At 42.5% G+C, this 25,163-nt stretch carries 20 protein-coding genes, 7 tRNA genes and 1 pseudogene; 7 read left to right on the top strand and 21 right to left on the bottom strand.

The window, feature by feature from the left end:
* Positions 1-32: 32 nt before the first annotated feature.
* The 18 genes from ACYUCY_RS05170 to ACYUCY_RS05085 form a co-directional block, all read right to left on the bottom strand.
* A complete protein-coding gene (locus ACYUCY_RS05170) occupies positions 33-2,477 on the bottom strand; it encodes an ABC transporter permease (protein WP_460225389.1) in 2,445 nt (814 codons plus the stop codon).
* An 82-nt stretch (positions 2,478-2,559) separates the two neighbouring features.
* A complete protein-coding gene (locus ACYUCY_RS05165) occupies positions 2,560-3,741 on the bottom strand; it encodes an AraC family transcriptional regulator (protein ID WP_460225388.1) in 1,182 nt (393 codons plus the stop codon).
* Positions 3,742-3,876: 135 nt separating this feature from the next.
* A complete protein-coding gene (locus ACYUCY_RS05160) occupies positions 3,877-4,512 on the bottom strand; it encodes a hypothetical protein (RefSeq protein ID WP_460225387.1) in 636 nt (211 codons plus the stop codon).
* An 83-nt stretch (positions 4,513-4,595) separates the two neighbouring features.
* The gene (locus ACYUCY_RS05155; RefSeq protein ID WP_460225386.1) at positions 4,596-5,531 is read right to left on the bottom strand and encodes a hypothetical protein; all 936 of its coding nucleotides are present in this window, start codon (positions 5,529-5,531) and stop codon (positions 4,596-4,598) included.
* A gap of 82 nt (positions 5,532-5,613) precedes the next feature.
* The gene (locus ACYUCY_RS05150) at positions 5,614-5,700 is read right to left on the bottom strand and encodes an SEC-C metal-binding domain-containing protein (protein ID WP_460225710.1); all 87 of its coding nucleotides are present in this window, start codon (positions 5,698-5,700) and stop codon (positions 5,614-5,616) included.
* Positions 5,701-6,038: 338 nt separating this feature from the next.
* On the bottom strand, positions 6,039-7,181 hold the full coding sequence (locus ACYUCY_RS05145; RefSeq protein WP_460225385.1) for a slipin family protein: 1,143 nt from the start codon (positions 7,179-7,181) through the stop codon (positions 6,039-6,041).
* A gap of 374 nt (positions 7,182-7,555) precedes the next feature.
* Positions 7,556-7,627: transfer RNA gene (locus ACYUCY_RS05140), tRNA-Met, on the bottom strand.
* A 148-nt stretch (positions 7,628-7,775) separates the two neighbouring features.
* Entirely contained in the window at positions 7,776-8,135 is a 360-nt protein-coding gene (locus tag ACYUCY_RS05135; RefSeq protein WP_460225384.1) for a hypothetical protein, read from the bottom strand.
* A gap of 41 nt (positions 8,136-8,176) precedes the next feature.
* Positions 8,177-8,734, bottom strand: a complete 558-nt coding sequence (locus tag ACYUCY_RS05130) for an HNH endonuclease (protein ID WP_460225383.1) — start codon at positions 8,732-8,734, stop codon at positions 8,177-8,179.
* A gap of 79 nt (positions 8,735-8,813) precedes the next feature.
* On the bottom strand, positions 8,814-9,110 hold the full coding sequence (locus ACYUCY_RS05125; RefSeq protein ID WP_460225382.1) for a hypothetical protein: 297 nt from the start codon (positions 9,108-9,110) through the stop codon (positions 8,814-8,816).
* Between the two features lie 50 nt (positions 9,111-9,160).
* Positions 9,161-10,357: an RtcB family protein gene (locus tag ACYUCY_RS05120; protein ID WP_460225381.1), complete on the bottom strand. Its 1,197-nt coding sequence runs from the start codon at positions 10,355-10,357 to the stop codon at positions 9,161-9,163.
* Between the two features lie 19 nt (positions 10,358-10,376).
* A tRNA-Lys gene (locus ACYUCY_RS05115) sits at positions 10,377-10,525 on the bottom strand.
* Between the two features lie 22 nt (positions 10,526-10,547).
* Positions 10,548-10,624: transfer RNA gene (locus ACYUCY_RS05110), tRNA-Pro, on the bottom strand.
* Between the two features lie 18 nt (positions 10,625-10,642).
* Positions 10,643-10,719: transfer RNA gene (locus ACYUCY_RS05105), tRNA-Leu, on the bottom strand.
* A 6-nt stretch (positions 10,720-10,725) separates the two neighbouring features.
* Positions 10,726-10,802 (bottom strand) — tRNA-Leu (locus ACYUCY_RS05100).
* A 6-nt stretch (positions 10,803-10,808) separates the two neighbouring features.
* Positions 10,809-10,884: transfer RNA gene (locus ACYUCY_RS05095), tRNA-Asn, on the bottom strand.
* A gap of 61 nt (positions 10,885-10,945) precedes the next feature.
* Positions 10,946-11,086, bottom strand: a complete 141-nt coding sequence (gene arfA / locus ACYUCY_RS05090) for an alternative ribosome rescue factor ArfA (RefSeq protein ID WP_460225380.1) — start codon at positions 11,084-11,086, stop codon at positions 10,946-10,948.
* Positions 11,087-11,107: 21 nt separating this feature from the next.
* Positions 11,108-11,183: transfer RNA gene (locus ACYUCY_RS05085), tRNA-Phe, on the bottom strand.
* A 1,240-nt stretch (positions 11,184-12,423) separates the two neighbouring features.
* Between ACYUCY_RS05085 and ACYUCY_RS05080 the strand changes: the two genes are divergently transcribed.
* Positions 12,424-13,596: a methyl-accepting chemotaxis protein gene (locus ACYUCY_RS05080; protein ID WP_460225379.1), complete on the top strand. Its 1,173-nt coding sequence runs from the start codon at positions 12,424-12,426 to the stop codon at positions 13,594-13,596.
* A 41-nt stretch (positions 13,597-13,637) separates the two neighbouring features.
* Here the strand turns inward: ACYUCY_RS05080 and ACYUCY_RS05075 are convergent, their stop codons facing one another.
* On the bottom strand, positions 13,638-13,961 hold the full coding sequence (locus tag ACYUCY_RS05075; protein ID WP_460225378.1) for a YqcC family protein: 324 nt from the start codon (positions 13,959-13,961) through the stop codon (positions 13,638-13,640).
* Between the two features lie 252 nt (positions 13,962-14,213).
* Here ACYUCY_RS05075 and ACYUCY_RS05070 point away from each other — a divergent pair, with 252 nt between their 5' ends.
* Positions 14,214-15,134, top strand: a complete 921-nt coding sequence (locus ACYUCY_RS05070) for an alpha/beta fold hydrolase (RefSeq protein WP_460225377.1) — start codon at positions 14,214-14,216, stop codon at positions 15,132-15,134.
* A 63-nt stretch (positions 15,135-15,197) separates the two neighbouring features.
* On the opposite strand, the gene ACYUCY_RS05065 is transcribed toward ACYUCY_RS05070, so the two are convergent.
* Positions 15,198-16,004, bottom strand: coding sequence for a DUF1499 domain-containing protein (locus ACYUCY_RS05065; protein ID WP_460225376.1), 807 nt, complete (start codon positions 16,002-16,004; stop codon positions 15,198-15,200).
* A gap of 121 nt (positions 16,005-16,125) precedes the next feature.
* A complete protein-coding gene (locus ACYUCY_RS05060) occupies positions 16,126-16,539 on the bottom strand; it encodes a PaaI family thioesterase (RefSeq protein WP_460225375.1) in 414 nt (137 codons plus the stop codon).
* A gap of 242 nt (positions 16,540-16,781) precedes the next feature.
* Here ACYUCY_RS05060 and ACYUCY_RS05055 point away from each other — a divergent pair, with 242 nt between their 5' ends.
* The 5 genes and pseudogenes from ACYUCY_RS05055 to selD all read left to right on the top strand — a co-directional run bounded on the left by ACYUCY_RS05055 (position 16,782) and on the right by selD (position 25,119).
* A complete protein-coding gene (locus ACYUCY_RS05055; RefSeq protein ID WP_460225374.1) occupies positions 16,782-19,754 on the top strand; it encodes a TonB-dependent receptor domain-containing protein in 2,973 nt (990 codons plus the stop codon).
* A 148-nt stretch (positions 19,755-19,902) separates the two neighbouring features.
* The gene (locus ACYUCY_RS05050; RefSeq protein WP_460225373.1) at positions 19,903-21,849 is read left to right on the top strand and encodes an alpha/beta hydrolase family protein; all 1,947 of its coding nucleotides are present in this window, start codon (positions 19,903-19,905) and stop codon (positions 21,847-21,849) included.
* A gap of 194 nt (positions 21,850-22,043) precedes the next feature.
* Complete coding sequence (locus tag ACYUCY_RS05045; protein WP_460225372.1) at positions 22,044-22,637, top strand: DUF2239 family protein; 594 nt, start codon at positions 22,044-22,046, stop codon at positions 22,635-22,637.
* Positions 22,638-22,776: 139 nt separating this feature from the next.
* Positions 22,777-23,964 (top strand): annotated as a pseudogene (locus ACYUCY_RS05040) (FAD-dependent oxidoreductase); the annotation flags it as partial.
* Positions 23,965-25,119 carry a selenide, water dikinase SelD gene (gene selD, locus ACYUCY_RS05035; RefSeq protein WP_460225709.1) on the top strand — a complete coding sequence of 385 codons (1,155 nt, stop codon included), beginning with the start codon at positions 23,965-23,967 and terminating at the stop codon, positions 25,117-25,119.
* The last annotated feature ends 44 nt before the right edge of the window (positions 25,120-25,163 follow it).

The following is a 25,163-nucleotide window of genomic DNA, read 5'->3' as shown; positions in this document are numbered from 1 at the left end:
GCTTATAGGAAAATAGCGATCCATGTCGTTCTTTAATTTGGTCGCAGAGATTGTGCTGGATTCTGGTTGATGGTTTTATTCCCTTGCAATGCAATGGTAATAAATGCTAAAGCGATCGCAACACAACTAATAGCTAAAAATACAAGTAAGTTAATATCGATTCGGTAGGAAAAATTATCAAGCCATTGATTAATAGCATAGTAACTCAGGGCGAATGAAATCACCGAGGCAATCGCAACAAGCCCGGCGACATCCTTAAATAACATCATCAATATTTCCTGACGAGATGCACCTAAAATTTTTCGTATCCCAATTTCTTTAGTTCTTTGCGCCGTTGTAAAGGAAGATAAACCGAATAAGCCCATGCAAGAGATAAATACAGATAGCACTGCAAACAACACCACCAAGTTCAACAAGCGTCTCTCATTGGTATAAACTTGGCCTAATGCTTGATCATAAAATATCAACTCAGGTGGATGTGATGGATCCTGCTCCGACAAAGTATTCCGCACATGATTTAAAACACTCGGAATGTTTGATGCTGACAATCTGACTAAGAGTGTGCCCGTTAAATTGGCATTCTGGGTTGTCAAACTAGCAGGGTCAAAACGACGTAAAATTAGCGATTCTACTGGTTGGCGCAAAGATTCAAAATGAAAATCCTTAACCACACCCATAACCCGCGCATCAAGATTACCGCCGATCACAATACGTTTATTTACTGCCTGATCGCGCCAATTTAGACGCTTGGACATGGTTTCATTTATTAAAATTCTTTCATGCTCGACTTCATTTTCATCAAATTGACGGCCTTCACTTATCTTGATTCCCATTAAATCTAAATAATCGTCATCTACCCAGGCACCGCTAGTCGCTTGAGAAGTTAATGTGCCTACACCATCGTCGACTTGCACTGCGAAATACGGTGCAGTATCGATACCTGGAACTTTTAAACTACTCGCAACACCCAAAACCCGGTTATCGCGCATTAAAGCGGTTTTGATAGTGGGAATTTTTTTAAGAACTTCGCTGCCACGTAACTTCACCAATAGCAAATTATCAGTATTAAATCCCACGGCTTGGTTTTTCAAAAAATTAATTTGCGATGCCATTAAAAATGCAACGGAAATGATAGCGATCGAAAAGGTGAATTGCAGTACGACTAAAACTTGCTGCACGGTGCCACGCTTACCACCACTACCGGTTCGCGCAGAAGAACTCAAGGCTGTTTCTGGGCTAATGTTGGCGAGATAGAATGCAGGATATAAGCCCATTCCCAAACCTAACAAAAAACCAAAGATAATAATGGGAATAATTAGCCAGGGTTCTTGGATTAAACTGAATGATAACTTGTCACTGATCAATTGATTCATAAAACCCTGCTCCAAGAGCATTCCAACTAATACTAATGCGCAGAACAAGGCGGTGAATGAAAGTAACATCGATTCGCAAAGAAAATACAGAATGAGTTGCGGTGCATCAGCTCCCAATATTTTTCGTAAGCCTACTTCGTTACTGCGTTTGATTGAGCGCGCAATAGCGAGGTTCATGGAATTAATGCAGGCTATTGCTAAAACGAATATACCCATTATCGCGCAAGCGATTAATGCAAACTTACTCCCACGGGGTTGGTCACCGCCGACAATGGAGTTGAGGTGAATATCGGCCAATGGCTCTAAATAAAATGAGCGCTTCTTACCAATTCGAGCACCACCTTCCGCCATGTAACGGTCGTAGAGATCCCAGGTCATTGATTCAATGCGTTGTGGATCAAGGTCGACGTCCATTCTTAAATAGGTTATCGCATTCACAAACCATAATTCACGGTTATAGTTTTGAGTCGGTTGGCTAGAGATGAAATCTTGATAGGAAACTAAGGCACTGTATTTCAAATGGGTGTTTGTCGGTAAATCTTTAAACACGAGCGCAACCTTGAAGTTGCCAAAATCGGATTCAAGATCCAGACCCACTGGATTCAGATCACCAAAGTAGGTACGCGCTACTGTTTCATTGATTGCTATGCTACCGGGAGATAAGAGAGCGCTTTCTGGATCGCCATAAAGAATATCATGAGAAAAAAGTTTAAAAACATTGGCGTCTGCGTAATAGATATTTTCCCAATACAGTTTAGTTTCGTCATACCTCAGAAGTTGCGCGGAGAAATTAGTGTTATCGATTGGTGTGAATCGAACAGTCTCCAGTATATCCGGATAATTTTTAGCCAACAATTCTGCTAATTCTCGTGAAGTACGAGAACGGTAAGCGATGCTCCCATCTTCTGAATGCAATCTATCAGCGACCCGATAAATGTATTGGTGGTCTTTAAAGTGCCTATCGTAGCTAAGCTGGGTCCGCAAGAATATTGCCAAAATTAAAAAACAGGCAATACCTAAAATCAAACCGGAGAGATTGATAAAAACATAGGCGTAGTCCTTACGTAGATTGCGCAAGGTAACTAATAAATTCATTTTAAACATGATGAACCCTCAACTTTATTGAGGGTTATTATGGAGAGTCAAAACAGCGTGTCGTCTCAAGTACTGAAGTTGAGACCAAGAATCACGATCTTAACATTTCATTGCCTTTAGAGAGCTGCTTCAAATAAGCGGTGGGTGTTTTTCCGGTGTGTTTTAGAAAATTTTTATTAAAAGCCGATTTACTTTGAAAGCCCGCTTGAAACGCGATATCCAATAACGAAACATCGTTTAAAGTGCGAAACAGGGTTTCGACTTCGGCTACACGATAGCTATTCACATAGTCATAAAAGCTCGTATTCATTACTTGATTAATTAACTTGGATAATTTTCGTGGTGATACCGACAGTAGTTCGGCCAAACGATTGATATTTAGTCGAGAATTCAAAAACGGTTTTTCTTCTCTCATGAATAAATCAAGATCGTCTTTTAATCTAATCCATTCATCTTCGTTTTCACCAATTAACTTGTTATTCGTATCTAAAGTTTCTTTTGAACTATCTTCCTTTTCATCAAATTTAGGAAAATCTTCACTAGAGCGCGACACTAGATTTAAAACTACAAAATTTAGAAACACAAAGCTCAAGAATATTACCACGCCAGGGCTGGGGAGCCCTTCTAGCACTCCAGGATCACCTGAAATCCAGTGGTAGATGAGTAATACTGAATAGACAGAATAACTTGCAATGATGAGTACGTTTATAAAGCGCAAATAACGTATTCGCAGAGATTGCTCAAATGAAAGTAAGTTTGATAAATCGACTCCATAACTTTTAAGAACCCTGAATGTTAAAACCAAATAAACTAAAAAGTGAATACTAGAAGCCAACCTACCCTCAATAGTGCGATAGAAAAATAGATCTACTAAAGAAGAGGGTATTTGTGTTAAAAAGCCATCGTTAGCAACCCAGGGAGAAAGAAAAAATGGGGTTAAGAAAATACATTTCACAACGAAAGGCAAGAAATGTAAAAGCTGCCAGGAGGATGTTATCGGATTCTTTCCAGTCAGAGATTTAATATAAAAGTACATGACCGGCGGCAGCAAAGCCCAAGTCGCGCGAAAAATATGCATCCTCGGGAAGCTAGGATAAAGCTGATGTAATGACATCATATAAGCGATTAAACATACCGCGATCGTGAACAACCACAGCACCTCAAAGCGCTCAAACACAAGTAGTCTACGTGGCCGCAATATCAAAACTAGTCCGGCAACCATACAATGTAAAATCACATAACATGACACCAGAGTGAATAACTGATTGCCCATAGAATACTGCTACCCTTCTAGCGAAAAAAGACGAGACTAATAGAGCGATGGAACAATTGCTAGAAAATTTCGTTTAATAAATGCAAATCTAAAAAGAAGGTACAGATACCATTACGATGGGCGATAACAAACAAATTAGGTCTTGGTCGTCATCATCAAAAATCCAGAGAACGCAGCATTCGATGGCGATAGGCTTTTATTGACTTTGGTTTTTGCTTCGTTAATTAGCAGGCGATATTTTTTGTAGAAATCCCAGGTCGGTTGTGGTTTGTAAATGGGATCGGTAATTTCAAAATACTTTAATACGTTCTTGGCTGTTGTCGGCTTTACGAATACTTCTGTACTGGGGTGGTAATATGCGGGGATGATCGTTAGAAGACTCCACTTGGCGAGCTTTTCGGTTTTTAGTATGTCAACGAAGGCTTCGAAGCCAGCTTGTTGTTTCTTTTGCGACTTGTTATGAAGCCATTCGCTCAGAGCATGAACCATAAAATATTTAGCGCCTTCGTCGAGACCTTTAACAAAGTCGCGAAATTTTGGTTTTTCAAATAGCGATACCATTGACGAGCGGCTAACAACTTTCACCATATTGTCTGCGGCAACGTGCACATTCGAGCAAGCGGTTTTGGAAAAACTCTCTTGCGCAAAAACCGTCATCTTGTTCACGTTGTGCTTCTTTGCAATGGCAAGCATTGCAGGATCATCAAACCCACCGGGATACTGCATTAAAAAGTCAGCTTGCGCCTGCTTGAGCCGCTTTAAATCCAACATGATGATTCCTAGTGATGCGGTAAAGAATATGGCGAGTAAATTTTGAATCCAGAGTTTACCCGCCACCTCCTAAACACGCAACGCTACACCGCCATCGCGAACCATTGCTGCTGTTTCATTGCTTTTAGTCTACGCTTTGCCTTTTTATTGTCTCGAATAAAAGAGGGCCCTTCGTTGACTACATCAAAACAAAAACGCTTTGGTAGTTCGGTATACAGTGATTTTGGAGGCTTGCGAGACTTAATTTGCTTTAGCACCGCTCCAGTATTAAAACTGTGGTAATAAATATTTCGAATTCCGATTTCATCGACAATAAAATTTACCGCAGCATTGAGCATTGCCTCGCTCCAAATTTTTTGATGTTTGCTGACTTCCTGGAGATAAGCAAACACCTTATCGACATACAAAAGCTGATCGTAATATGAAAATCTAGATAATTTTCTATGTGCTGCTCGCTGACATAAGCTCTCAAGCCAGCCAACGGAACGCAACCAATCGGTTTGTACCTCTTCAATAAGCGCTTCATTGCTCGCGAAATCAAAATCGATACGCGCCCAAGCCATAGTGCAACGTTTGGACGATACAGGATGGCCTCTATACTGAAACTCGTCAAAATCACCCAACGCTTTTGTTCGATACGCTTCGTCATGTTTATTACTGAAATTAAGTTGTAGCACCAAATTTGAACCGGGCCTAGATACTTGCTCCCATTCATAGGATCGATTATCACCCCAAGTACCTAAGGTCAGCACATAACTCTCACATTCACTCTCCCACATTGCATCTAAATGTCTATGAGAGAGAAGCCCTTTCCCCAAGCTCGCCAATAGCTCTGCAAATATTGGCTTGGCTAATAATTTCGCATATTTTGATTGACGAATGTGCGCGAGGGTTTGATCACCATGACGAAAAAGATAGCGGCGCAGCAATGAAACAGCGTAAGCGTCTTTATAATAGTGATAAAGCGTTCGATTTTTTGGCAAACAATCGATTACCTCTTTTGCTAATAAAATGTCCATGATCTTCTCTATACTTCCGGTTAACTAACTATTTTCTATATTATTTATCTCGTTTCGCCTTCATCTCGAATAAAAATCTCGATTAGAACCGTCCCAACGTCCCGATTCCATACAACAGCGTTTGAAATCTACGACTTGATCCGCATGGGCAAGGGTCGTTTCGTCCCAAACGCTCTATTAAGTCTTTGTCCCCATGTACGATCCTATCGCCACGCTTTACTTGCGTTTCCGATGGATAACCTCGCTTACGTTTACTGCTTGGCTCGAAACCAATGCATGCTGTGTTGTAATTTAGTTTTCATGATCAACTCCTTGTGTTTCGTTTAACTAATGACCTATGCATTTTTTACTATGGGTTTTATATTTTTATTAATTTTCCTGCTGATAAAAAATAGGCCATGGTGATAACCATGACCTATCGTTATACAAAAGCGTATCTCAGTTTGACGCTCGCTTTATTTTTTGCGCAGCCTCATTATTAAATACGCCTTTATCTAATTAACACGCCTAATTGGATCGAAGCTTTACAAGCTCATTCATTACACCATCAAGACCGCCGTAAACGGTGATGTTATTGATGCTTTTAGTAACTCGCTCTAATGACTCCAATTCTTTCAGGCGCATTAGTACGGCATTATTTTCCATTAATTTCGCAGTGTTATGCAGTGAGCGCATCGCTTGAGTTTCTTCACGACGCTTAATTAGATTTGCCTCTGCCTCTTTTTGAGCTTCGACAACCTGATTAAGAATCACTTTCATATCACCGGGCAAGATAATGTCTTTAACGCCGACGCCTTGCAGGCTAATACCGTAATCTTTTAGCTTCTGGCGTACGCCATCAGCGATAACACTATTCAGAAGATTTTTGTCTTCCAATAGCTCATCAAGAGTTTTGGTACCAATCGCTTCGCGTAAACGCAATTGCAATTCTTGATAAATAAAAGCCGCATAGTCTTTTAGCTTTAATGCAACGGTTTTTACATCGTCGATACGATAGCTAGAAGACAAGTTGACTCGCAAACTTACGCGGTCTTTAGTCAAGATTTCTTGACCGCTGACTTCAATAACTTGCAAACGCATATCAATCGATTTAACAGTAATCGCACGATTGTACTTCCAGAAACCGTAGCTACCGGCTTGCAGAAGGCGTTCGAATTTACCATTTACCAGCAACAGGCCGACATGTTCGTCGGGGACTTCATTGTATTGAATCGCATTAATCACTTCACGGCTGCGGCCAATTTTTAAACCACGACCTAAAATAGCAATCAATTTTTCATCAATGCAGTAATCTTCACTAATATCGATAACATCGACACGAACATCCTCAACACCTTTCCATACGGTTAGCGCTGTACCAGGCGCTAGAACATCGACTAAGTGCTTATCTCGATACAGTAAACCAACTTCAGTATCGCTAAGTTCCTTACGTTGCAGATACGCATCTAATTTTTCTACGTAGTTATTCAACAGAAACTTGGTACGTTTGTTTTCAAAGACCACATCGGTAATGTCGTACGTTTCCAAACTGATATTATCGAACAGGGTTCTAATTCGGTGACGGCCACTTTCCAGAACGCCTACGAATCGATCACGTCGATACAGTAAAACGCGCTGATTGTCAGCGACGTCAATTGTTTTCCAAAACATTTTACTACTCCTTTAATACTTTCAATTTTTTCCAATAAAGACGAGGTCCACCCAGGGAAATCACGGTTGTTGGTTTGCGCAAAACAGGTGTTAGCACAAGAGACTGTTTAGCCAGGCTGGGGGAAATGTCTTATCGCAACAACAGATCTCCCTCCTATTTAAACAACGTAGTAACAACACATGTAAAACGAACCCACCAATAACGGCGACAACGCCGGCGTTAAATTGAGACATCCTTGTTTACATTGCTTGCGCAATGCCTTCCTGTGAAACAATCTAACTATGGACCTCTAGTGATTTAATCAAGCGATAAACTTGTGAGGATTCGAACCTCAGTCTCTCGACATACCGTTTACTGCGTGAAAGGCAGTTAGTTGCTGAGGCAGGATTTGAACCTGCTACCCATCGATTATGAGTCGATTGCTCTCCCAATGAGCTACAAAGCACGGAGTTCAAGCGTTTTGTTACTGCTCGGTATGCAATACATCAATGATGTTGCACCGGACCGGCGTACAGAACCGGAACCGCAGAACAGGCAACAACAACTTAAACAAGGTATGGCAAACCGTAGAACTACACAGCCTGCCAAATTCTTTAACGACAAGTCGGAGTCACTAAATTTAAATACGCGACCTTGTCCTTATTAAATTTTGCCAATTCCAATTCACCGTTTATAGGAGCGATCGAAACTAAGTGCTCAATTTTCAGATATAAGGAACCCTCGTATGCATTCAACTTACCTTTGCCAAATTGGAATAGCTGGTCTTCTTTTTCATCGCCATTGTCGTCATAGTTGGCGGACACCCAATAAACATTGTCGAGTTTAAAATAACCTGCGTTCAGTTGATTGGACACGATACCTTCAAACACTGCTTTGAGTATTTGGCCTTTATATCCCCAAACGTTGTCATTTAATTTTGTTGTTTCAATTTTTACACATCGTAATTGTTCCATTGTGGGCCTCCGTTAATAAGCTAAGTGGCAGCTGCGTATTCTTATACAGTTGACCACTGCCTTTTGCCTGAAAAATTTGCGCTCAAATATTCCATCTGGTCCGCCAAAATTTTTCTATTTGCCAAATACATAAATTCATAAATATTGGGTGTAAAGGGAATGGCTAACAACTCCATACCCGCTTGCTCCGGCGTGCGACCACCCTTATGATGATTGCAACGCTGACAAGCGGTGACGACGTTAGTCCAAACATCCTTACCACCTTGTACTCGTGGAATAATGTGATCACGGGTTAACAGTGATCTCGCAAAAACCTTTCCACAATACATACACATATTGTTATCGCGACGAAATAAAAATGAATTCGCGAGCGAAGGTGTATCGGACACATGCTTTGCTTGACGGCCTTCGGTTGCAATAACCGACGCTAACGCGATAGCTGATCGGCGGCCTTGGTCATTAACACCGCCGCGCATCACCCAAGCACTATCACCAAGCTGCCACTTAACTCTGTTTTTACAGTAAAGCAATACGGCTTCTTGTAATGAAAGCCAGTACCTTGGCATACCGGAAAGATCGAGCTGTAATACTTGATTCATGCCGTTCTCCTTAATTTTCGGTACAGCTAAAATTTAGAAGTATCGACACCTTAAGTACTACCTAATTTATCGATACTCGCTAATGAATGGTTTTTCGGAAAAATATCCCGTCACCAATAAACCCATTCGTGTTCAAAAATTCTCCTAAAATTTTTCGATGTTCCGACACGTTAGTGGTGATCATTACGTATAAGGGCAAGCGATTTTTTTGCTTGGCCCATCTCAAAACATCAAGTCCAGTTTTACGCCCTTCTAAACTCTGCCCGATATACAGCATGCTGATTGGGCGCTCATTTAAAATACGTTGTCCGTCTCTCGCGGAAGTACATTTGTAGTCCGCAGAGTATTGTTGGTTTTTATCTATAACTAATCTCATTTTAAAATTCCTTCTTACTATCCTTTAAAAAATTAAAGGCAACCTCCTTGTTAGCCTTTAACATTTACAACTTGTCGAAGTGTATGCACGATCTCGACAAGGTCTGATTGATTGTCCATCACCGATTCGATTGGCTTGTACGCCATCGGAATCTCGTCAATCACGCCCTTGTCTTTACGGCATTCGATACCTTCGGTGGCAGCGACCAAATCGCTTACTCGATATTTTCTCGCGGCAGCAGTGCGACTTAATCGACGTCCTGCACCGTGGGAACAAGAACAAAAAGATTCCTCTTCTCCCTTACCTCGAACAATAAAACTTTTATCGCCCATTGATCCGGGAATAATCCCTAAGTCGTCTTTTCTTGCACGTATCGCTCCTTTACGCGTTACCCACACATTTCTACCAAAATGGTTTTCCTTTTCCACGTAATTGTGATGGCAGTTGATCGCTTCTTGGGTGATAGAAAAATCCGGCAAATGATTTTTCAGTGCACCTAATACCGCATCCATCATGTGAGCGCGGTTTAACAGGGCATAATCTTGCCCCCAAGAAACGGCCTCAATGTAGTCATCGTAGTAATCGGATCCTTCCGATAAATAAGCTAAATCACGATCAGGTAAGTGGATCATCCATTTTTCCATTTCACGTTTCGCCAAGGCGATAAAGTACATACCGATCTTATTACCGACACCACGACTCCCTGAGTGCAGCATTACCCATACATCTTGATTTTCATCCAAACACAGTTCGATAAAGTGATTACCTGAACCCAAAGTTCCTAACTGTTTTGCAAAGCGATTCAACTTCATCATTTTGCTTAACTGCGGATGTTTCTCGAAAATTTTTCCAAGACGCATCGATACATCATGCCCACCAGCGATCCGCGGATCTCTGTGTTCACCACCCGCGCCAACAGGAACGACTGATTCAATACTCGAACGAATTGCTTTCAAATTGTCGGGTAAATCTTTTGCTTTTAAGGACAAACGAATCGCGTTCATTCCACAACCGATATCAACACCCACAGCAGCGGGAATAATCGCTTTCTCAGTTGCAATCACACTTCCAACGGTCGCCCCTCTACCTAAATGCACATCTGGCATTGCTGCAACGTGCTTAAAGACAAACGGTAAATTCGCAACCCGACTCAACTGAGCCTGAGTATTGTAGTCAATATCGTCAGTCCAAATTTTTACCGATAAGCGCTGATCTTTATGCGGCGCTAATACTTTTTTAATAGCCATGACAGCGTCTCCTTTTAATTGGTTGAAGGTGCGGGAGTTGTTGTGTACCTCCCTGTACTCAATCGCTTCGCGACCGCCCTTCGGCGGCCAAATTTTTTCCCGAAAAATTTGTTAAACCCACCTGTCTCCGCTTAAAAGGCGGATGCCCAACCACTAGGCCAACCTTCATAAATAAATACTTTTTCTAATTTGGTCAGAGTGGATGGAGTTGAACCATCGACCCCTTGGTTCCAAACCAAGTGCGCTACCAGACTGCGCTACACTCTGAGATTTTTCCTTTTTAATTGGTGCCCCACCCCAGGGTCGAACTGGGAACCTCCTGGATCTAAGCCAGGCGCCTCTGCCAATTGGGCTAGCCGGGCAAAATTTGGTACACCGAGCGGGGGTCGAACCCACAACAAGCAAATTTTAAGTCTGCCGCGTCTGCCAGTTGCGCCATCGGTGTATTGTTTGGCTGGGATAATAGGGGTCGAACCTATAACCGCCCAGTTAACAGCCGGGTGCTCTACCGATTGAGCTATATCCCAAAATGTCTTTTCTATTCACTACAAAATAATTTTCTAGTTCAGCTGAAGTTAATTTACTTCGCTACACGTCGTCGTTACTGATTACATACTTGCGCTCGTAACTGCCTTTCCCCTTTTTGGGTTTTTCGACTTTCATTCCAAATTGCGGGTTACCTTTAATCGCCAACAGGCGATTCCGATAACGATGTCTTTTCCGCTTCATCTATTCATACCTCACTAAAATTGGCACAGTGAGTTGGACTTGAACCAACACTCTCCGGATCTTCAATCCAGTGCTCTACCATTGGAGCTATCACTGCCTTGTTTTCACCGATCCCATCTGCATTGGACATATAGTTATCGAAGCTTAAGGTTCAATAACTAATATCAAATGCCAAAAACTAAAAAACCCCGATTGGATTAAACCAACCGGGGTTTTAATAAGATATCCGGATGGCAACAGCCATCCGGTTTTTGGATTACTGTCTTTAGGTGATTTTGTCTTCGTTCTTAGGTTCAACTATCAAACCGTTCACTACACGCTGCTGTGAAATATCAAAACCCTGATCAAACCCTGACAAAAAAGAGGGCGTATGCGAACACGACAAGAGATAGGCACAAAATTGTGTCTCTGTTTGTTTATTTGTCATTGTCGGGTTTTGATAAAACATAAAAATCTCTATTAAAATTCCTAATTAGTTGTTTCTGTTTTGTCTATTAGTTTTTCTATTGGTTTTTTTACAACACAAACATTCTTATCTGTACTGCTAATTTCGTAAATATTAGAAATATTTTTTCGCCATGACAAGTCATTTTTTGGTAACAAATTTTAGTATATTTCAATTAGAAATATGCAACCAATCTCCTTTTCCCAGCAGTTACCCTACCGTCTTAATTTACGATATATCGACCATGGGATATTGTTATGGCTTAGAATTCATACTTAAGCTCACTATCGGTTAACTTTATTTGTCTCATCTATAAAAAATCGTTCTAACGCTCCTCACTAAATTCGATATAAAAATTCACTTATTGCTATTCCTTTTTAATAATTTTATTCCTAACACAAACTCAAGGCATAAAAAAACCCGAAAGTTACCTTCCGGGTTTCATGAAAGAAGAAATGTCTGGAAGGCTTAGTGCCTACCAGATTAAGTAAAACTTAAATCACGGACACCAACAAAAAATCTGAAGTCACAAAGGGATATGATCCCTGCAACCGCTCAGATCTACTTTTATTAATTATTAAACAACGATATTTCATTGCATTACTTTTTATGTTAAAAATTTGGACGGCGAGTATACCCAGCGATAAGGCAGCTCGCAACAAGCAAATGACTTTAGCTCGACAAGAAAGGAGGATCGATAGGACACAACAGAAAGGCTCTATAAAAAATAATAAGCTCGCCACCGAGAGGTTGATTAAAGGTGTCGAACTTTACGACAAGATAAAACACGCCCTCCTTTTATTAGTCTATTCTGTTCTATAGAGATACAAAAAATTTGGCTGTGGCGTCGATATATATCTATTTGAGATGGACGTCAAAGGGTGTTAACTCCATGTTTTTATTAAAAAAAAGCGAACTAGCTATACCAATTCTAGAGTCTTTACTGGCCCAGTTAGACAGCGGTCAAACACTAAAGATTGATAAAGAAAAGAATGATGATTCGAATTTAATTTTGGGCTTACTACAAGAATTAGTGGACAAGGTTAACCACCTTAGAGATGAAAAGGATAACACCGCTCAACACCTGAAGCGCCTGGAAGATTACGCACGAATCGAAGGTATCGGTTTATGGGATACAGAAATTCCTCCCTCAAGACGACCCGGTTTAGACGCGACTTTCATTTGGTCACCTTTTTTTCGAGAATTTTTGGGCTTTAAAACCGAGAGCGAGTTCCCGAACGTATTAAATAGTTGGATGTCGCGATTGCATAATGATGACAAGAAAAATGTTATCTCAATGTTCGCCGCCCATCTCGACGACTTCACAGGCACAACCCCTTTCGAACTCGATTACCGCTTAAAATTAAAATCTGGCGAGTATCAATGGTTTCATGCTAATGCAGTCACAACGAGAGATTCAGAAGGTAACCCTCTACATACCGCTGGCACTATGACCAACATCCATCAGCGCAAAATAAGTGAGCTATATAAGGAAGAACAATATCAAAACAATTTACAGATCATTGATCAAGTAAACAATTTTGCTAAGGAAATCATCGAAGGTTTCGAAGCAACATGTAAGGATTTATCAAGTGCTTCCGACACCACCAATCAGGCAACTCATAAAACTCAGGAAGGCAATAACAAAACTGCCAAAATGACAGAAATGATTAATTCAGTTTCTGAAAAAAATAACTTAGTACACGCAATCTCCGCGAAAATTCAGTCTATCGCACAGCAGACAAACTTACTCGCACTAAACGCTACGATAGAGTCTGCCCGCGCGGGAGAAATGGGGCGCGGTTTTTCAGTCGTCGCTGACGAAGTTAAAAAACTTGCCGGACATTCACAAGATTTCTCGAATGAAATTACCCAGCTTATTTTAGATGCCGCCAATGAAGCCAATAATGGCGTCGGTACAGTGGAGGAAATAAGTCATTCTATGGAGGATATTGAACGGGCAATTCAAGAAGTTAATACAGCTATCGGCAATGCCTATAGTGTGATTGAATCGCAGTCTTCAAAAATAGGCCAAATTCGTGAAGTTGTGTCAAAACTAAATTAAATTTATCTGAATAAAAAATGCTGGCCGCTAATTACACGTCATCATGCATTGCTGATAATCTCATCTAACTTCTTTAGATGAGTTATTAATGGTTCTGAAGTCAGCGACGAAACTCTAAAGTATTCTTCCGCCATCGGTGCAACCCCACAGCTTTCTGGTAATGGCAAGGTCGACTCCACTAATACCTTAATCCGTTCTATAAAAACAAACTGCAACCATTGCGGGAAACTCATCGTATCAACAAAAAAAGGTTGCTTGCTTTGAAAGGCGACATCTTCCGGCCTCTCCTCGCTCCAGCAGTCTATTGTTCGCAATTCATTTTCTATATCGATTAGCAGTCTCGCTATCGCCTTATAGCTTGCCATCCTTCATGTAGCCTTTCATTTAAAGTTGGAGAGAACGCCTTTACGAATCTAAGCCGTCCGCACATATTAATCGAGTCGCTATCTTTTGTCTGCAGAGGCCATCAATGGTATGGTTTGAAATCTCAAAATTTATCCAGGCCCAGTCCAACAATAAATACTATTCATTGCACATCGGTGTAGAATCACCAAAAAATCAATTTAATTTTAGTTACAAAATAGCCCTTAGTTTTTGCATTTATCGGAGAAAAGGTAATGACGCTTACTCGAAAATTCGCATTGTTTGTTATTCTTTGCATACCATCGTTAATGAACGCGCAAGCGGATGACATCTTTAATAAAGTTGAACACGGCTATGCCGACAGTAATGGTGTGAAAATTCACTACGCTTCTATAGGCGATGGCCCGCTCTTAATCATGATTCACGGCTTCCCTGACTTTTGGTACTCATGGCGCTATCAAATGGAAGCGCTCGCTAAAAATTATAAAGTCGTTGCCATCGACCAGCGCGGTTACAATAAAAGTGACAAACCCAAGGGCCAGGAAAATTATGACATAAAATTTCTAATCGGTGATGTTAAGGCCGTACAAGAACATTTCGGTGTAGAGAAATCCATCATCGTTGGCCATGACTGGGGAGGTGTTGTGTCTTGGGCTTTTACTTCGGCGTTTCCGGAGCGAGTAGAAAAATTAATTATTTGTAACCTTCCTCACCCTCGTGGCCTGTCACGGGAATTAGCTCACAGTAATGAGCAAAAGAAAAATTCTGCTTACGCAAGGCGCTTTCAACAAGCAGATGCGCACAAGGCATTAAGTGCAGAGCTGCTTGCGGCAATTCACGGCGACAAAGATCCCTTAGTTCAAGCTCGGTATGTAGAAGCATTTAAGAATTCAGACATTGAGGCTATGCTGCATTACTACAAGCAAAACTATAATTCGCCTCCCTATATGGAAGACACCTCTCCCATAGTAAAAATAAAACCACCTGTACTAATGATTCATGGCTTAAACGACACAGCCTTACTGCCGGGGGCACTAAATGACACCTGGGAATGGTTGGAAAAAGATTTAACCTTAGTGACCGTACCCGGCGCTGGACATTGGGTTCAGGAAGATGCGCCGGTCTTTGTGAGCAACATGATGTCAGCTTGGCTGACGATTCAAAAAACAAGATAAACACTCCCACTTATTTAGGCGAAAGTATTTAACATCATACGATCGCCTAAAAAAGCCTATAGTTTACTTTTTCATCCGCTCAAAAAATTCGGTCAATCGAGCCGAATTTTTTCCGACATCACTCACACCAACTCGGGACACTGAACGTGCATTCAATTCAACTTGTTCACCTTTCTGAGTGAGCTTAATGACAACATCATCCTTGAAACGAAACCAAAAAGTCGTATCCGTTGCTTCTATACGCCCCTCTTCGGGAACTGATGCAACCAATTCCCAGCCCATATCTTCAACGACTTTAAGTGCTTTTTGGTGTACTGCATTAAGGCTGTCTGAATAAAGCTGCGGTTTTATTTGTGGATAAGCTTCACGTTGCAATTGCGCAAGTTTTTCCGCCGTCATATTTGGACCACTCCCATAGTCGAGGGAATTAGAGGCAGTCGCACGTAATGGAACAACGGCGACAAACACTTCAGGAGCATCCGGGTTGGTCGTAATATCATGAATCGGCGGAATTACTGCCGTTCCGGCTGGACGAAAAGATTCAGGAATATACCATGCAATCGCGGCAGCCAAGGTTCCTAATATTGTCATTGCGGCGACTCCTCTGATTCTATTTTTAGTCACGAAAGCCAAGGTAATAACTGCAAAAGACAAGGCTAAACAAGCATAGACAAACCAATTCGCATTAGCATTTGTCCAACGCAAAATTGAAAAACCTTTGCGAAAATCCCACATCCCCGTCCACACGCCTAAGGGCGCAACGATTGTTGAAATGGCGAACCCTAAGCCAAGTGCTAAAGTTAGTAGTGCCGCTATCTTAAGCGGTGTTGTTAAATTGTTATTTGAACCTACTGTTTGATCTGCCGACATTTTTTATTTTCCAATTTGTATTAATCTCATTAATCAATTTTATTGTTATCACTTTTAACATCAAACTGAATGTCTGTCACAAAAAACCGTGTTAACGAATGAAATGATGGAATAGTGCTCTTTATCTTGGGTAAAGAATCATTTGCGTACATCGAAACATCGCGATGACTTTACCGCTTTCACGGTGTTTGACTTCTGCATCCCAGACTTGTGTTGTTTTTCCTTTATGTGCGATAGACGCCTTACATTCAATTACGCCATCTCTCGCCGTTCCTAAATGATTTGATTTTAATTCGATAGTGGTAAAACCTTGGGCTCCTTCTGGCAAATTGACTACGCAGCCATATCCACAACAGGTATCCGCTAAAGTAACGACGCTACCCGCGTGAAGAAATCCGTTTGGCGCCATTAAAAATTTTTTCACTAATAATTCTGCGCGCACATACCCTTGCTCATCGACGCCAGTAATTTCAATACCCAAATGACCGGGTAAGAAATCCCCACCCATTATATTCAACTGCTCTGATTTCAACATATCGCTTCTTTTTTCTCCGGACTAACGCTTTGGAAGCCGGAGTTTAACGTCATTTCCTCATCATTTTTACTGATATTTTAGAAACTCACTAAATTTCTTTGCGGTAATTTATTTTCTATTCGTCACTAGATGGAGGGGAGACTCAGGACGTCTAGATCTCAACAGAACACGCCTAGTCATCATCACAAACTTACTTTGTTCGGTTAATTTTCATTTTCCAACTCTACATTGGGGGAGACACAATGATTCAGCGAACCATCAGTCGTTATTACTTAAGGGGCCTTGCGGTGGTTTTCTGCTTATCGGCTTCGGCGTTAACACACGCACAAGAAGATTCGGACATTACAACCATAGACTGCTCGGACGGAAGTACGAGTCCAGAGTGTGTTGATAATACGGTTGAAGAAATTACCGTCACCGGTTCTCGTATAAAACGCAGCACTTTTACGAGTTCCTCTCCAATACAAGTCATTACCGCCGAACGTTCTGCTCTTGCCGGCCTACTCGACGCGACAGATATTTTGCAGGGCAGTGCTGCCGCAACGGGTCAGCAAATCGATGATTCATTCTCTGGATTTGTTACCAATGGCGGACCCGGTGCTAACTCAATTGGCTTACGCGGATTGGGCGCTCAACGAACGCTAACGCTCGTTAACGGCAGACGTTGGGGACCTTCAGGCGTTCGTGGTGCCGTTAACTCGGTTGACCTAACGGCAATTCCAAACTCAGCGGTAAGCCGCTACGAAATTTTAAAAGACGGTGCATCGTCAATCTACGGCGCAGATGCGGTTGGCGGCGTTGTTAACTTAATAACTAAAACTCGTGTCGACGGCTTTCAATTTAATGCCGCAGGTAGTCAATACCAAGAAGACGGCGGTGAGCGATACAGTATCGATGGCGTGTGGGGTGTAATTGGCGACAATTGGTCCTTCAATATTGGCGGTTCACTTATCGAACAAAAAGAACTGCTCGCGAATCAACGTGATATTAGTGAATGCCCCACTGCAGAAAGGACCGTTGATAGTGACGGGGACGGCGTCATCGACAACACTAATCCAATTACCGGTGAGCCACTTTGTTTTGGGTTTATTTATGGTCTTGCAACTTCGCCTTTTGGTTTCGTCCGTTACGACCCTTCACTCGGTCCTAGCGCCGATGCGAGCAATCCAAATTTTGATCCCGTCGTAAACGGCACCTTCGGAATACCTTTTTTCACCCGTGTTCCAGAAGGCCCTTTAGACAATCAAGGTGCATTTTTGCGTGACACTCGCTCACCCTCTGTCCAGCAGATAATTCCGGAAACCGATCGTTTCTCTATCACTTCTTTTGCCGATATCGATGTTAATATTTTTGGCCGTAGTGCAGTTATTTACAGCGAATTTTATTACAACGAAAGAGAAACTCGCTCCAATGGTGGCTTCAGCCAATTGTTTCCATTTGTGCCCGCCGACAACCCAACCAACCCCTTCGGCATACTTGGCCCTCTGGGTCTCGTAAACGGTTCCGCGGCAAGATCGGTGTTACCAACTTATGGAATTATGGATCCGAATAATGAGACAGAGGTAAAACGCTCCAACACATTTGTTGGCATAAAAGGCGACATTACATCTGAATGGAGTTATGACGCTTATTTTGGCCACAGCAATTCCAAGGGTGAGTATCGGGCACAACGTTTTATTGATGATCGCTTGTTCGCTGCATTAGATGCCTCGCTCGACATTAATGGCAACTTAGTCTGTAACGATTTAGTTAATTTTCCCGGTTGCGTTGCGGTTGACCTTTTCGCAGAAGATGCAATTCTCCGTGGACAATTGCCTGCAGACTTTTTAGCTTTTGCCAGAAAAAATACTAAAGGTGAGACCACTTACCGAACCAATCAATTTAGCGCCTACGCAACAGGTCCTTTGTTTTCATTACCTGCCGGCGCAGTACAATCCGTATTCGGAGTTGAGGTTCGCGATAACTACATTGATGACACGCCTGATATCGAGGCGCAATTTGATAATATCCATAACTTTACATCTTCAGGGATTACAACGGGCGAAGATAAAGTTAAAGAAGCATTTACTGAATTAGAAATACCTATTTTAAGAAATGTTTTTTTGGCTGAAGAATTAACTTTAGACGCTTCATACCGTTACACCGACTACGATTCCTACGGTAGTGATGACACTTACAGGGCACGTATTAACTGGCAGATCAACGAGCAGTTTAGGTTTCGTGCAACTAAAGGGACGTCATTTCGTGCGCCAGCATTGTTTGAACAATTCCTTGCCAATCAAACCGGATTTCAAAGTCCTTTCGGTTTAGATCCTTGTATCGACTACGGCACTGACTTTGTGCCAGGTGATACAATTTTCGATAACTGTGCAGCGCTTGGTCTAGCCCCGGATTTTGGAACCGTCGGCGCTCTGCCATCGATTCGCACCATTACCGGCGGCAACCCAGACCTTGAGGCAGAAACATCGGACTCTTGGACTGCGGGAATCATATTTACTCCGCTCGACCTAGGTTTATCTATATCTGTCAGCTGGTTTGATATCGAATTAGAAAATTCAGTTGCGAGCCCTTCTCTAGGCTTTGTTCTGTTCGATTGTTATAACTCAGCCGGTTTCAGCAGTGCTTTCTGTGGTCGAGTTGGCCCACGAGACGGCACCGGTGCACTAACAGATGTTGATTCAAGTAGAGTAAACATCGGTGTTGAAGCGACGAAAGGACAAGATATCGATATTGCTTTCGAACATTCATTCCCTTCTTTTGAATTTGGTATCGATGCCGCGTTTGTAAAACTTGATGAGCAATCTTTTGAGCTGTTTGGTCAAGTTTTCGATGTCGAAGAGCGTTGGGGTTTTCCAAAATGGCGCGGTGATACTGAAGTTCGTATCGATTACAAAGATTGGCGCTTTTCTTGGAATATAGATTACGTTGGCGAGAGCGAGGAAAATCCTATTACTGTAGACATAGGAGGTGTTGACACGCCCAATTCTGTTTTTAAAGCAAATAGCGCTATTTATCACAGTTTTGGTGTTCGTTACAGAAGTCCCGACAATTGGGAAGTCATTGGAACGGTGCGAAACCTCGGCAATAAAAAACCACAGCGTGTCGGCAGTAATATCGATTCCGACGGAAGTACACGTGTGTTCAATACGCTTCCAGGTACTGGCTATGACCTTGCTGGCAGGGAATTCATACTGAGGCTATCTTTTGGCTTTTAATGTAAACCACGAAATTAATTAGAAACTAACAACGGGCAAAAAATTATTTTCGCCCGTTGTTTTGATTTTGAAATTTGCTTTTTATTAACGCGAACGAGGCAATAATTTTCATTCCGGCTTAGTTCGTAGCGCGACAAGGAACCTGAAAATGAATCGTTCGAAATTCTCTTCTATATTCGCCCTGCTTCTTGCTAGCTATTTATTAGCAGCAGCAAATTTTTTATCTGCAGAAACGGCTACTGAGCCGCAGCTAATACCCATCCAAGCGTGGACCCACGATCCTGTGATCAATAGCGTCGATGTCACACCGGACGGAAATCAATTGGTCGCTTTAACAATTCAAAAACTCAATCAAGCGCCAGACATAACTGTTTGGCAAACGAATGATTTATCGCAAGCGCCCATTCGTTTTGCACCTAAAGACGTAAAAGCCCTTCGTGTTTTTTGGATTAGCAACAGTCAATTACTTGTTGTCGGCCGACAGAAATTCGATATTCGTTCTGGTGGAAGACCCACCAGATGGTTTCGCGACAAAATTTATATGGTTGACGACAAAGGCAAGAGGTTTCGCGAAATTCTTCCTAACGAGGAAAAGTTAGGCGCTAGGTTGATGAATATCTTACCCTTAGAGCCCGACAGTGTTTTGGTCGCTGCGACAAATACTGATTTCGCAGAAGATATTTACAAATTAAACTTAAAAAATTTTATTGCCACGCGTGTTTATCGAGGCTCGCCAAAAACCGACTTTTTCACAAACTATAAAGGTGAAGTCATCGGCTCCAGCGAATTAAAGGGCTCAGGGGAAGATACCCGCATCGAATTTTCTTATATCAATCCCGAGTCTGGTAAAAAGGAAATCCATCATTCGCTATACGCTCGACAACGTGAAGGCTTAAACCCTTTAGCCGTCGACAAAGATGGCAAAACCGTTTACATGGCAGATAACATCGGTCGTGATCGTACTGCATTGCGCAAATATGATTTATTAACTCGCGAACTCAGTGAACCCATTTTAGAAGGCGATGACTTTGATGTAGTCGGTGTCTCCCAAGGTTCAAACCCAAATAATTGGGGAGAAATCCTGAGTTACAACACGCTAGGCGCAGAAAGCGGAGAACATATCATCGATAAAGAAAGGGCGCTTTTGCAAGGCCGTCTCGAAGCGGCGTTACCTAAAGACGAAAACCAATCCATATTGTCTATGTCTGACGACAAGACAATTATGGTGATTAGATCTTCTGGCGTAAAAGAACCCGGCGCTTATTATTTAATGGTTAATGGTGAGCAATTAATCCCTCTGGGCCGCTCTTTCCCAAATTTAAAACCTGAGCAGCTCGCCGAGATGAAATTTGTTACTTATAAAGCAAGAGACGGTTTAGAAATTCCCGCTTACTTAACCGTTCCCAATTCCGGCGAAGCACCTTATCCAACTGTCATCATGCCCCACGGTGGTCCTTGGGCTCGCGACAACTATGGCTGGGATCTCTGGGTACAGTTTTTAGCGAATCGCGGTTACGCCGTTTTGCAACCACAGTATCGCGGCTCCGAAGGTTGGGGACAAAAATTGTGGCGCGCTGGAGACCGAGAGTGGGGCCAAAAAATGCAAGACGATAAAGACGATGGTGCGCAGTGGTTAGTGGACCAAGGTATTGCAGCAAAAGATCGCATTGCTATTTACGGATATTCTTACGGCGGTTACGCCGCAATGGCTGCAGTAGTCAGACCAAACTCTCCTTACCAATGCGCGATCGCTGGTGCTGGTTTATCCGAACTCGCCACGTTCGACAAGGTCACCTTCGAAGGAAAGTTTGGTCGTGAATTTCAAAACCCGACCATTGCCGGTCTTTCTCCTATCGACCACGTCGAAGACGCCAATATTCCAATTTACATTTTTCATGGCGATCGCGATCAACGTGTCCCTGTAGATCAATCACGAAAATATTACCGCGCCCTCAAAAAGGCGGATAAAGACGTTGAATACAACGAGATCCCTGACTTGTGGCATAGCTTGCCCTGGTGGCCAACCCATCACGTCAACGTTCTTGGTTCGCTCGAAGATTATTTGGCAAACCGCTGCGGGCCGGGGGGCTTATAGCCTCCTGGTTTTTTAGGGTTGCCGACAAGATTTCATTCTTGTAGGGCAACCCTCCTTCAAATACGCCTTCTACACCAAAACTTCCAAGCTATATTTTTACCCGGGTGTTATTGACAAACCATTATCACCAAGGCAATATCCTGCATCGAATTTAACCCGGGTTAAATTCTTCTTTATTCAGCGGGATATTTATCATGGAAATCACCCAATACCAGACCTGCAAAGCCTTTGCGGGACACAGTTTACTTGCCTCAGGAAACCCAAGCGAAGTTGCCTCAGCAGTAAAAAAATATTTTGACCTCAATACCTCAGAAGCGATTTTAGTTTTTGATGCAGAATCAAGCGCGCCTATTGAGTTCGACCTTGAGGGCAGCGAAGAAGACGTTGCGAATCGTTATCGCGAAACACCTAAGGCTAAGGCGACGGCTGAGAAACAAGAACCAACCCGAAGCCGAGGGCGGCCAAAGCTTGGCGTGGTTGGCAAAGAAGTTACCTTGCTCCCTCGCCACTGGGAATGGCTGCAAAGACAAAGCGGTGGCCCATCGGTGGCACTTCGAAAACTTGTCGAACAAGCTAAACGCGAAAGCCAAGAAGAAGATCAACAGCTGGCCGCTCGGGATGCGGTGTACAATTTTATGCATGCCATTGCCGGTAACGTGGCTGGTTTTGAAGAGGCAAGCAGAGCCTTGTATGCCAGTGATCGTCGTCGCTTTGATTTCGAGACGGAGCTTTGGCCTAAGGATGTAAGAGAACACTTATATTACCTAGCAGACAATTTTTTTAAGTGAGCTATGTGTGAATTAACTATTCGATTCTCTGGAATAGAGGGTCGAATATTTTCTCCACATCCCCCTACTTCGCACCAATCTCAAATAAAAACATTTCTTTAACATACAATCACTTCTAAATAGTGACTTCCCTGTACTAATGCATAGCAATCCGGTATATAAACTCGCTAATAAAATTAGTAGAGCGTTTATGAAAAGTCTGACCTCCCCCATCATTAAAGACCTGGTTTTAATTGGTGGCGGCCATGCCCATGTCACAGTATTAAAACAGTTCGGTATGCACCCCATTCCTGGTGTGCGTTTAACGCTGATCAGTCGCGACTTACAAGCACCCTATTCGGGAATGCTGCCTGGGTTTATTGCTGGCCATTACACTTTAGAAGAAGCACATATTGATTTGGTGCCGCTAGCGAATTTTGCGGGCGCGCGTTTTTTTCATGACGAAGTGATTAAACTTGATACGAAAAAACAACAAATACTTTGTAAAAATCGCCCTGCAATAAACTACGACTATCTTTCTATCAACATTGGCTCTTCGCCAACCACATCTACTGTTCCTGGTGCTGACACTTACGTAACGCCAGTAAAACCCATCGCAAGCTTCGTCGATACTTGGCACAAATTACGCGAGCGCGTGCTAGCGAGCAATACGGCCATGCGAATTTGTGTCGTCGGTGGCGGTGCTGGCGGCGTTGAATTAATTCTCGCAATGCAACACCGACTGAATTCGGATCTACAGAAAAAATATTCGTCAACCGCTCCAAACTTGGACTTTCATCTCTTTGACGGAAATACAGAAATCCTATCTAGCCACAACAAAAGTGTTCGGAATAAGTTCTCGACGATATTTAAACAAAAGACAATAAACTTACATTTAGGTGTGCGTGTTACAGAAGTTAAACATGGGGAATTATTTACTAACAATTCAAAATCTTATGAATTCGACGAGATTTTGTGGGTAACAAGAGCGAGTGCTCAAACCTGGTTACGCGATACCGGCTTATCGTTAGATGATAACGGTTTTATTAATGTCGCCGATACTTTGGAGTCTACCTCACATCCCGGCGTTTTTGCGGTTGGTGATATCGCCAATGTAATTAATCACCCCCGACCGAAAGCAGGGGTATTCGCCGTTCGCCAAGGCAAACCTTTAACAAACAACTTGCGGCGGCTTATAAATGGCCAAGCCCTAAAAGCATTCAAACCGCAAAAACAATTTTTAAGTATTATTTCAACTGGCGATCAATACGCGGTCGCTTCTCGTTCGTTTTGGAGTTTATCAGGAAAATTTATTTGGCGATGGAAAGATAAAATTGATAAAACCTTCATGGATAAATTTTCCAAACTTCCAGAGATGCAAGCTATCCATCATTCTCCATCCTCTGCTTTAGCTTCAACGGAAGAGAGAAAAGAACTATCGAACCTTGCGATGCGCTGCGGGGGTTGCGGAGCGAAAGTTGGCGTTTCTGTATTGGATCGCGTGCTATCAGATATCAAAACCGTAGAGCGCGACGATATTATCCTTGGCCTACACCAACCGGATGATTGTGCTGTTGTATCCGTTCCAGAAAACAAACTCATGGTGCATACCGTCGATCACTTCCGAAGCTTTATCGATGACCCTTATGTGTTCGCACAAATCGCCGCCAATCATGCTTTAAGTGATATCTATGCGATGGGAGCCGAACCCCAATCAGCACTTGCGATTGTCACCATTCCTTATGGCATCGAAAGTAAAATCGAAGCAGACTTAAGCCAATTAATGTTGGGCGCGTTAAAAATATTTAACGCCGCCAATACCGCGTTGATCGGTGGCCATACAGGTGAAGGTGAAGAACTCTCAATCGGATTCTCAATTAATGGATTAATTGAAAAAAACAACATTTTACATAAAGGTGGAATGCAAAACGGCGACAAATTAATTATTACCAAAGCTATTGGCACCGGCGCTTTATTTGCGGCCAACATGCGAGGCAAAGCGAAAGGGCCTTGGATCAAAAATGCCATCGACAGTATGCTGTTATCCAATCAACGAGCTGCAGAAATATTACATACTCACCAAGCCAGCGCTTGCACAGACGTTACGGGATTCGGCGTGCTAGGGCATTTAGTGGAAATGGTTAAAGCATCACACACTGACAAGATCTCGATGAGTGTCAAATTAAATTTGTCTAAACTACCGATATTAAGCGGCGCAGAAACGGTTGTTAGCCAAGGAATATTTTCTTCACTGCAGGCCGATAATTTACGCTTGCGTCGCGCAATTAAAAATATTGAAAACTTCAGTGACGATCCGCGCTATTCATTGTTATTCGATCCGCAAACTGCCGGTGGCTTAATGGCTAGCGTTCCCGCAGATCACGCGGAAGCCTGCTTGCAAGAGTTAAAGCAAGCCGATTGTCTTGACGCAGAAATAATTGGCGAAGTAAATGCAGGCGAAAATTCGAAGTCGTTTTCGGAGTCAGCAATAGAGCTTGTATAGCATCACCAGAACAACATTCCCAGCAAGTGTATTATTTGAGAATG

The organism is Aurantivibrio infirmus, from assembly GCF_054767315.1.
The sequence above is the reverse complement of the archived record's forward strand: the minus strand, read 5'-3'. Positions and strand labels throughout refer to the sequence as shown.

Excerpts from the sequence above, each read along its gene's own strand:
- ACYUCY_RS05170 (WP_460225389.1), bottom strand. The coding sequence starts at position 2,477 with ATGTTTAAAATGAATTTATTAGTTACCTTGCGCAATCTACGTAAGGAC.
- ACYUCY_RS05165 (WP_460225388.1), bottom strand. The coding sequence starts at position 3,741 with ATGGGCAATCAGTTATTCACTCTGGTGTCATGTTATGTGATTTTACAT.
- ACYUCY_RS05160 (WP_460225387.1), bottom strand. The coding sequence starts at position 4,512 with ATGTTGGATTTAAAGCGGCTCAAGCAGGCGCAAGCTGACTTTTTAATG.
- ACYUCY_RS05155 (WP_460225386.1), bottom strand. The coding sequence starts at position 5,531 with ATGGACATTTTATTAGCAAAAGAGGTAATCGATTGTTTGCCAAAAAAT.
- ACYUCY_RS05145 (WP_460225385.1), bottom strand. The coding sequence starts at position 7,181 with ATGTTTTGGAAAACAATTGACGTCGCTGACAATCAGCGCGTTTTACTG.
- ACYUCY_RS05135 (WP_460225384.1), bottom strand. The coding sequence starts at position 8,135 with ATGGAACAATTACGATGTGTAAAAATTGAAACAACAAAATTAAATGAC.
- ACYUCY_RS05130 (WP_460225383.1), bottom strand. The coding sequence starts at position 8,734 with ATGAATCAAGTATTACAGCTCGATCTTTCCGGTATGCCAAGGTACTGG.
- ACYUCY_RS05125 (WP_460225382.1), bottom strand. The coding sequence starts at position 9,110 with ATGAGATTAGTTATAGATAAAAACCAACAATACTCTGCGGACTACAAA.
- ACYUCY_RS05120 (WP_460225381.1), bottom strand. The coding sequence starts at position 10,357 with ATGGCTATTAAAAAAGTATTAGCGCCGCATAAAGATCAGCGCTTATCG.
- arfA (WP_460225380.1), bottom strand. The coding sequence starts at position 11,086 with ATGAAGCGGAAAAGACATCGTTATCGGAATCGCCTGTTGGCGATTAAA.
- ACYUCY_RS05080 (WP_460225379.1), top strand. The coding sequence starts at position 12,424 with ATGTTTTTATTAAAAAAAAGCGAACTAGCTATACCAATTCTAGAGTCT.
- ACYUCY_RS05075 (WP_460225378.1), bottom strand. The coding sequence starts at position 13,961 with ATGGCAAGCTATAAGGCGATAGCGAGACTGCTAATCGATATAGAAAAT.
- ACYUCY_RS05070 (WP_460225377.1), top strand. The coding sequence starts at position 14,214 with ATGACGCTTACTCGAAAATTCGCATTGTTTGTTATTCTTTGCATACCA.
- ACYUCY_RS05065 (WP_460225376.1), bottom strand. The coding sequence starts at position 16,004 with ATGTCGGCAGATCAAACAGTAGGTTCAAATAACAATTTAACAACACCG.
- ACYUCY_RS05060 (WP_460225375.1), bottom strand. The coding sequence starts at position 16,539 with ATGTTGAAATCAGAGCAGTTGAATATAATGGGTGGGGATTTCTTACCC.
- ACYUCY_RS05055 (WP_460225374.1), top strand. The coding sequence starts at position 16,782 with ATGATTCAGCGAACCATCAGTCGTTATTACTTAAGGGGCCTTGCGGTG.
- ACYUCY_RS05050 (WP_460225373.1), top strand. The coding sequence starts at position 19,903 with ATGAATCGTTCGAAATTCTCTTCTATATTCGCCCTGCTTCTTGCTAGC.
- ACYUCY_RS05045 (WP_460225372.1), top strand. The coding sequence starts at position 22,044 with ATGGAAATCACCCAATACCAGACCTGCAAAGCCTTTGCGGGACACAGT.
- selD (WP_460225709.1), top strand. The coding sequence starts at position 23,965 with ATGGATAAATTTTCCAAACTTCCAGAGATGCAAGCTATCCATCATTCT.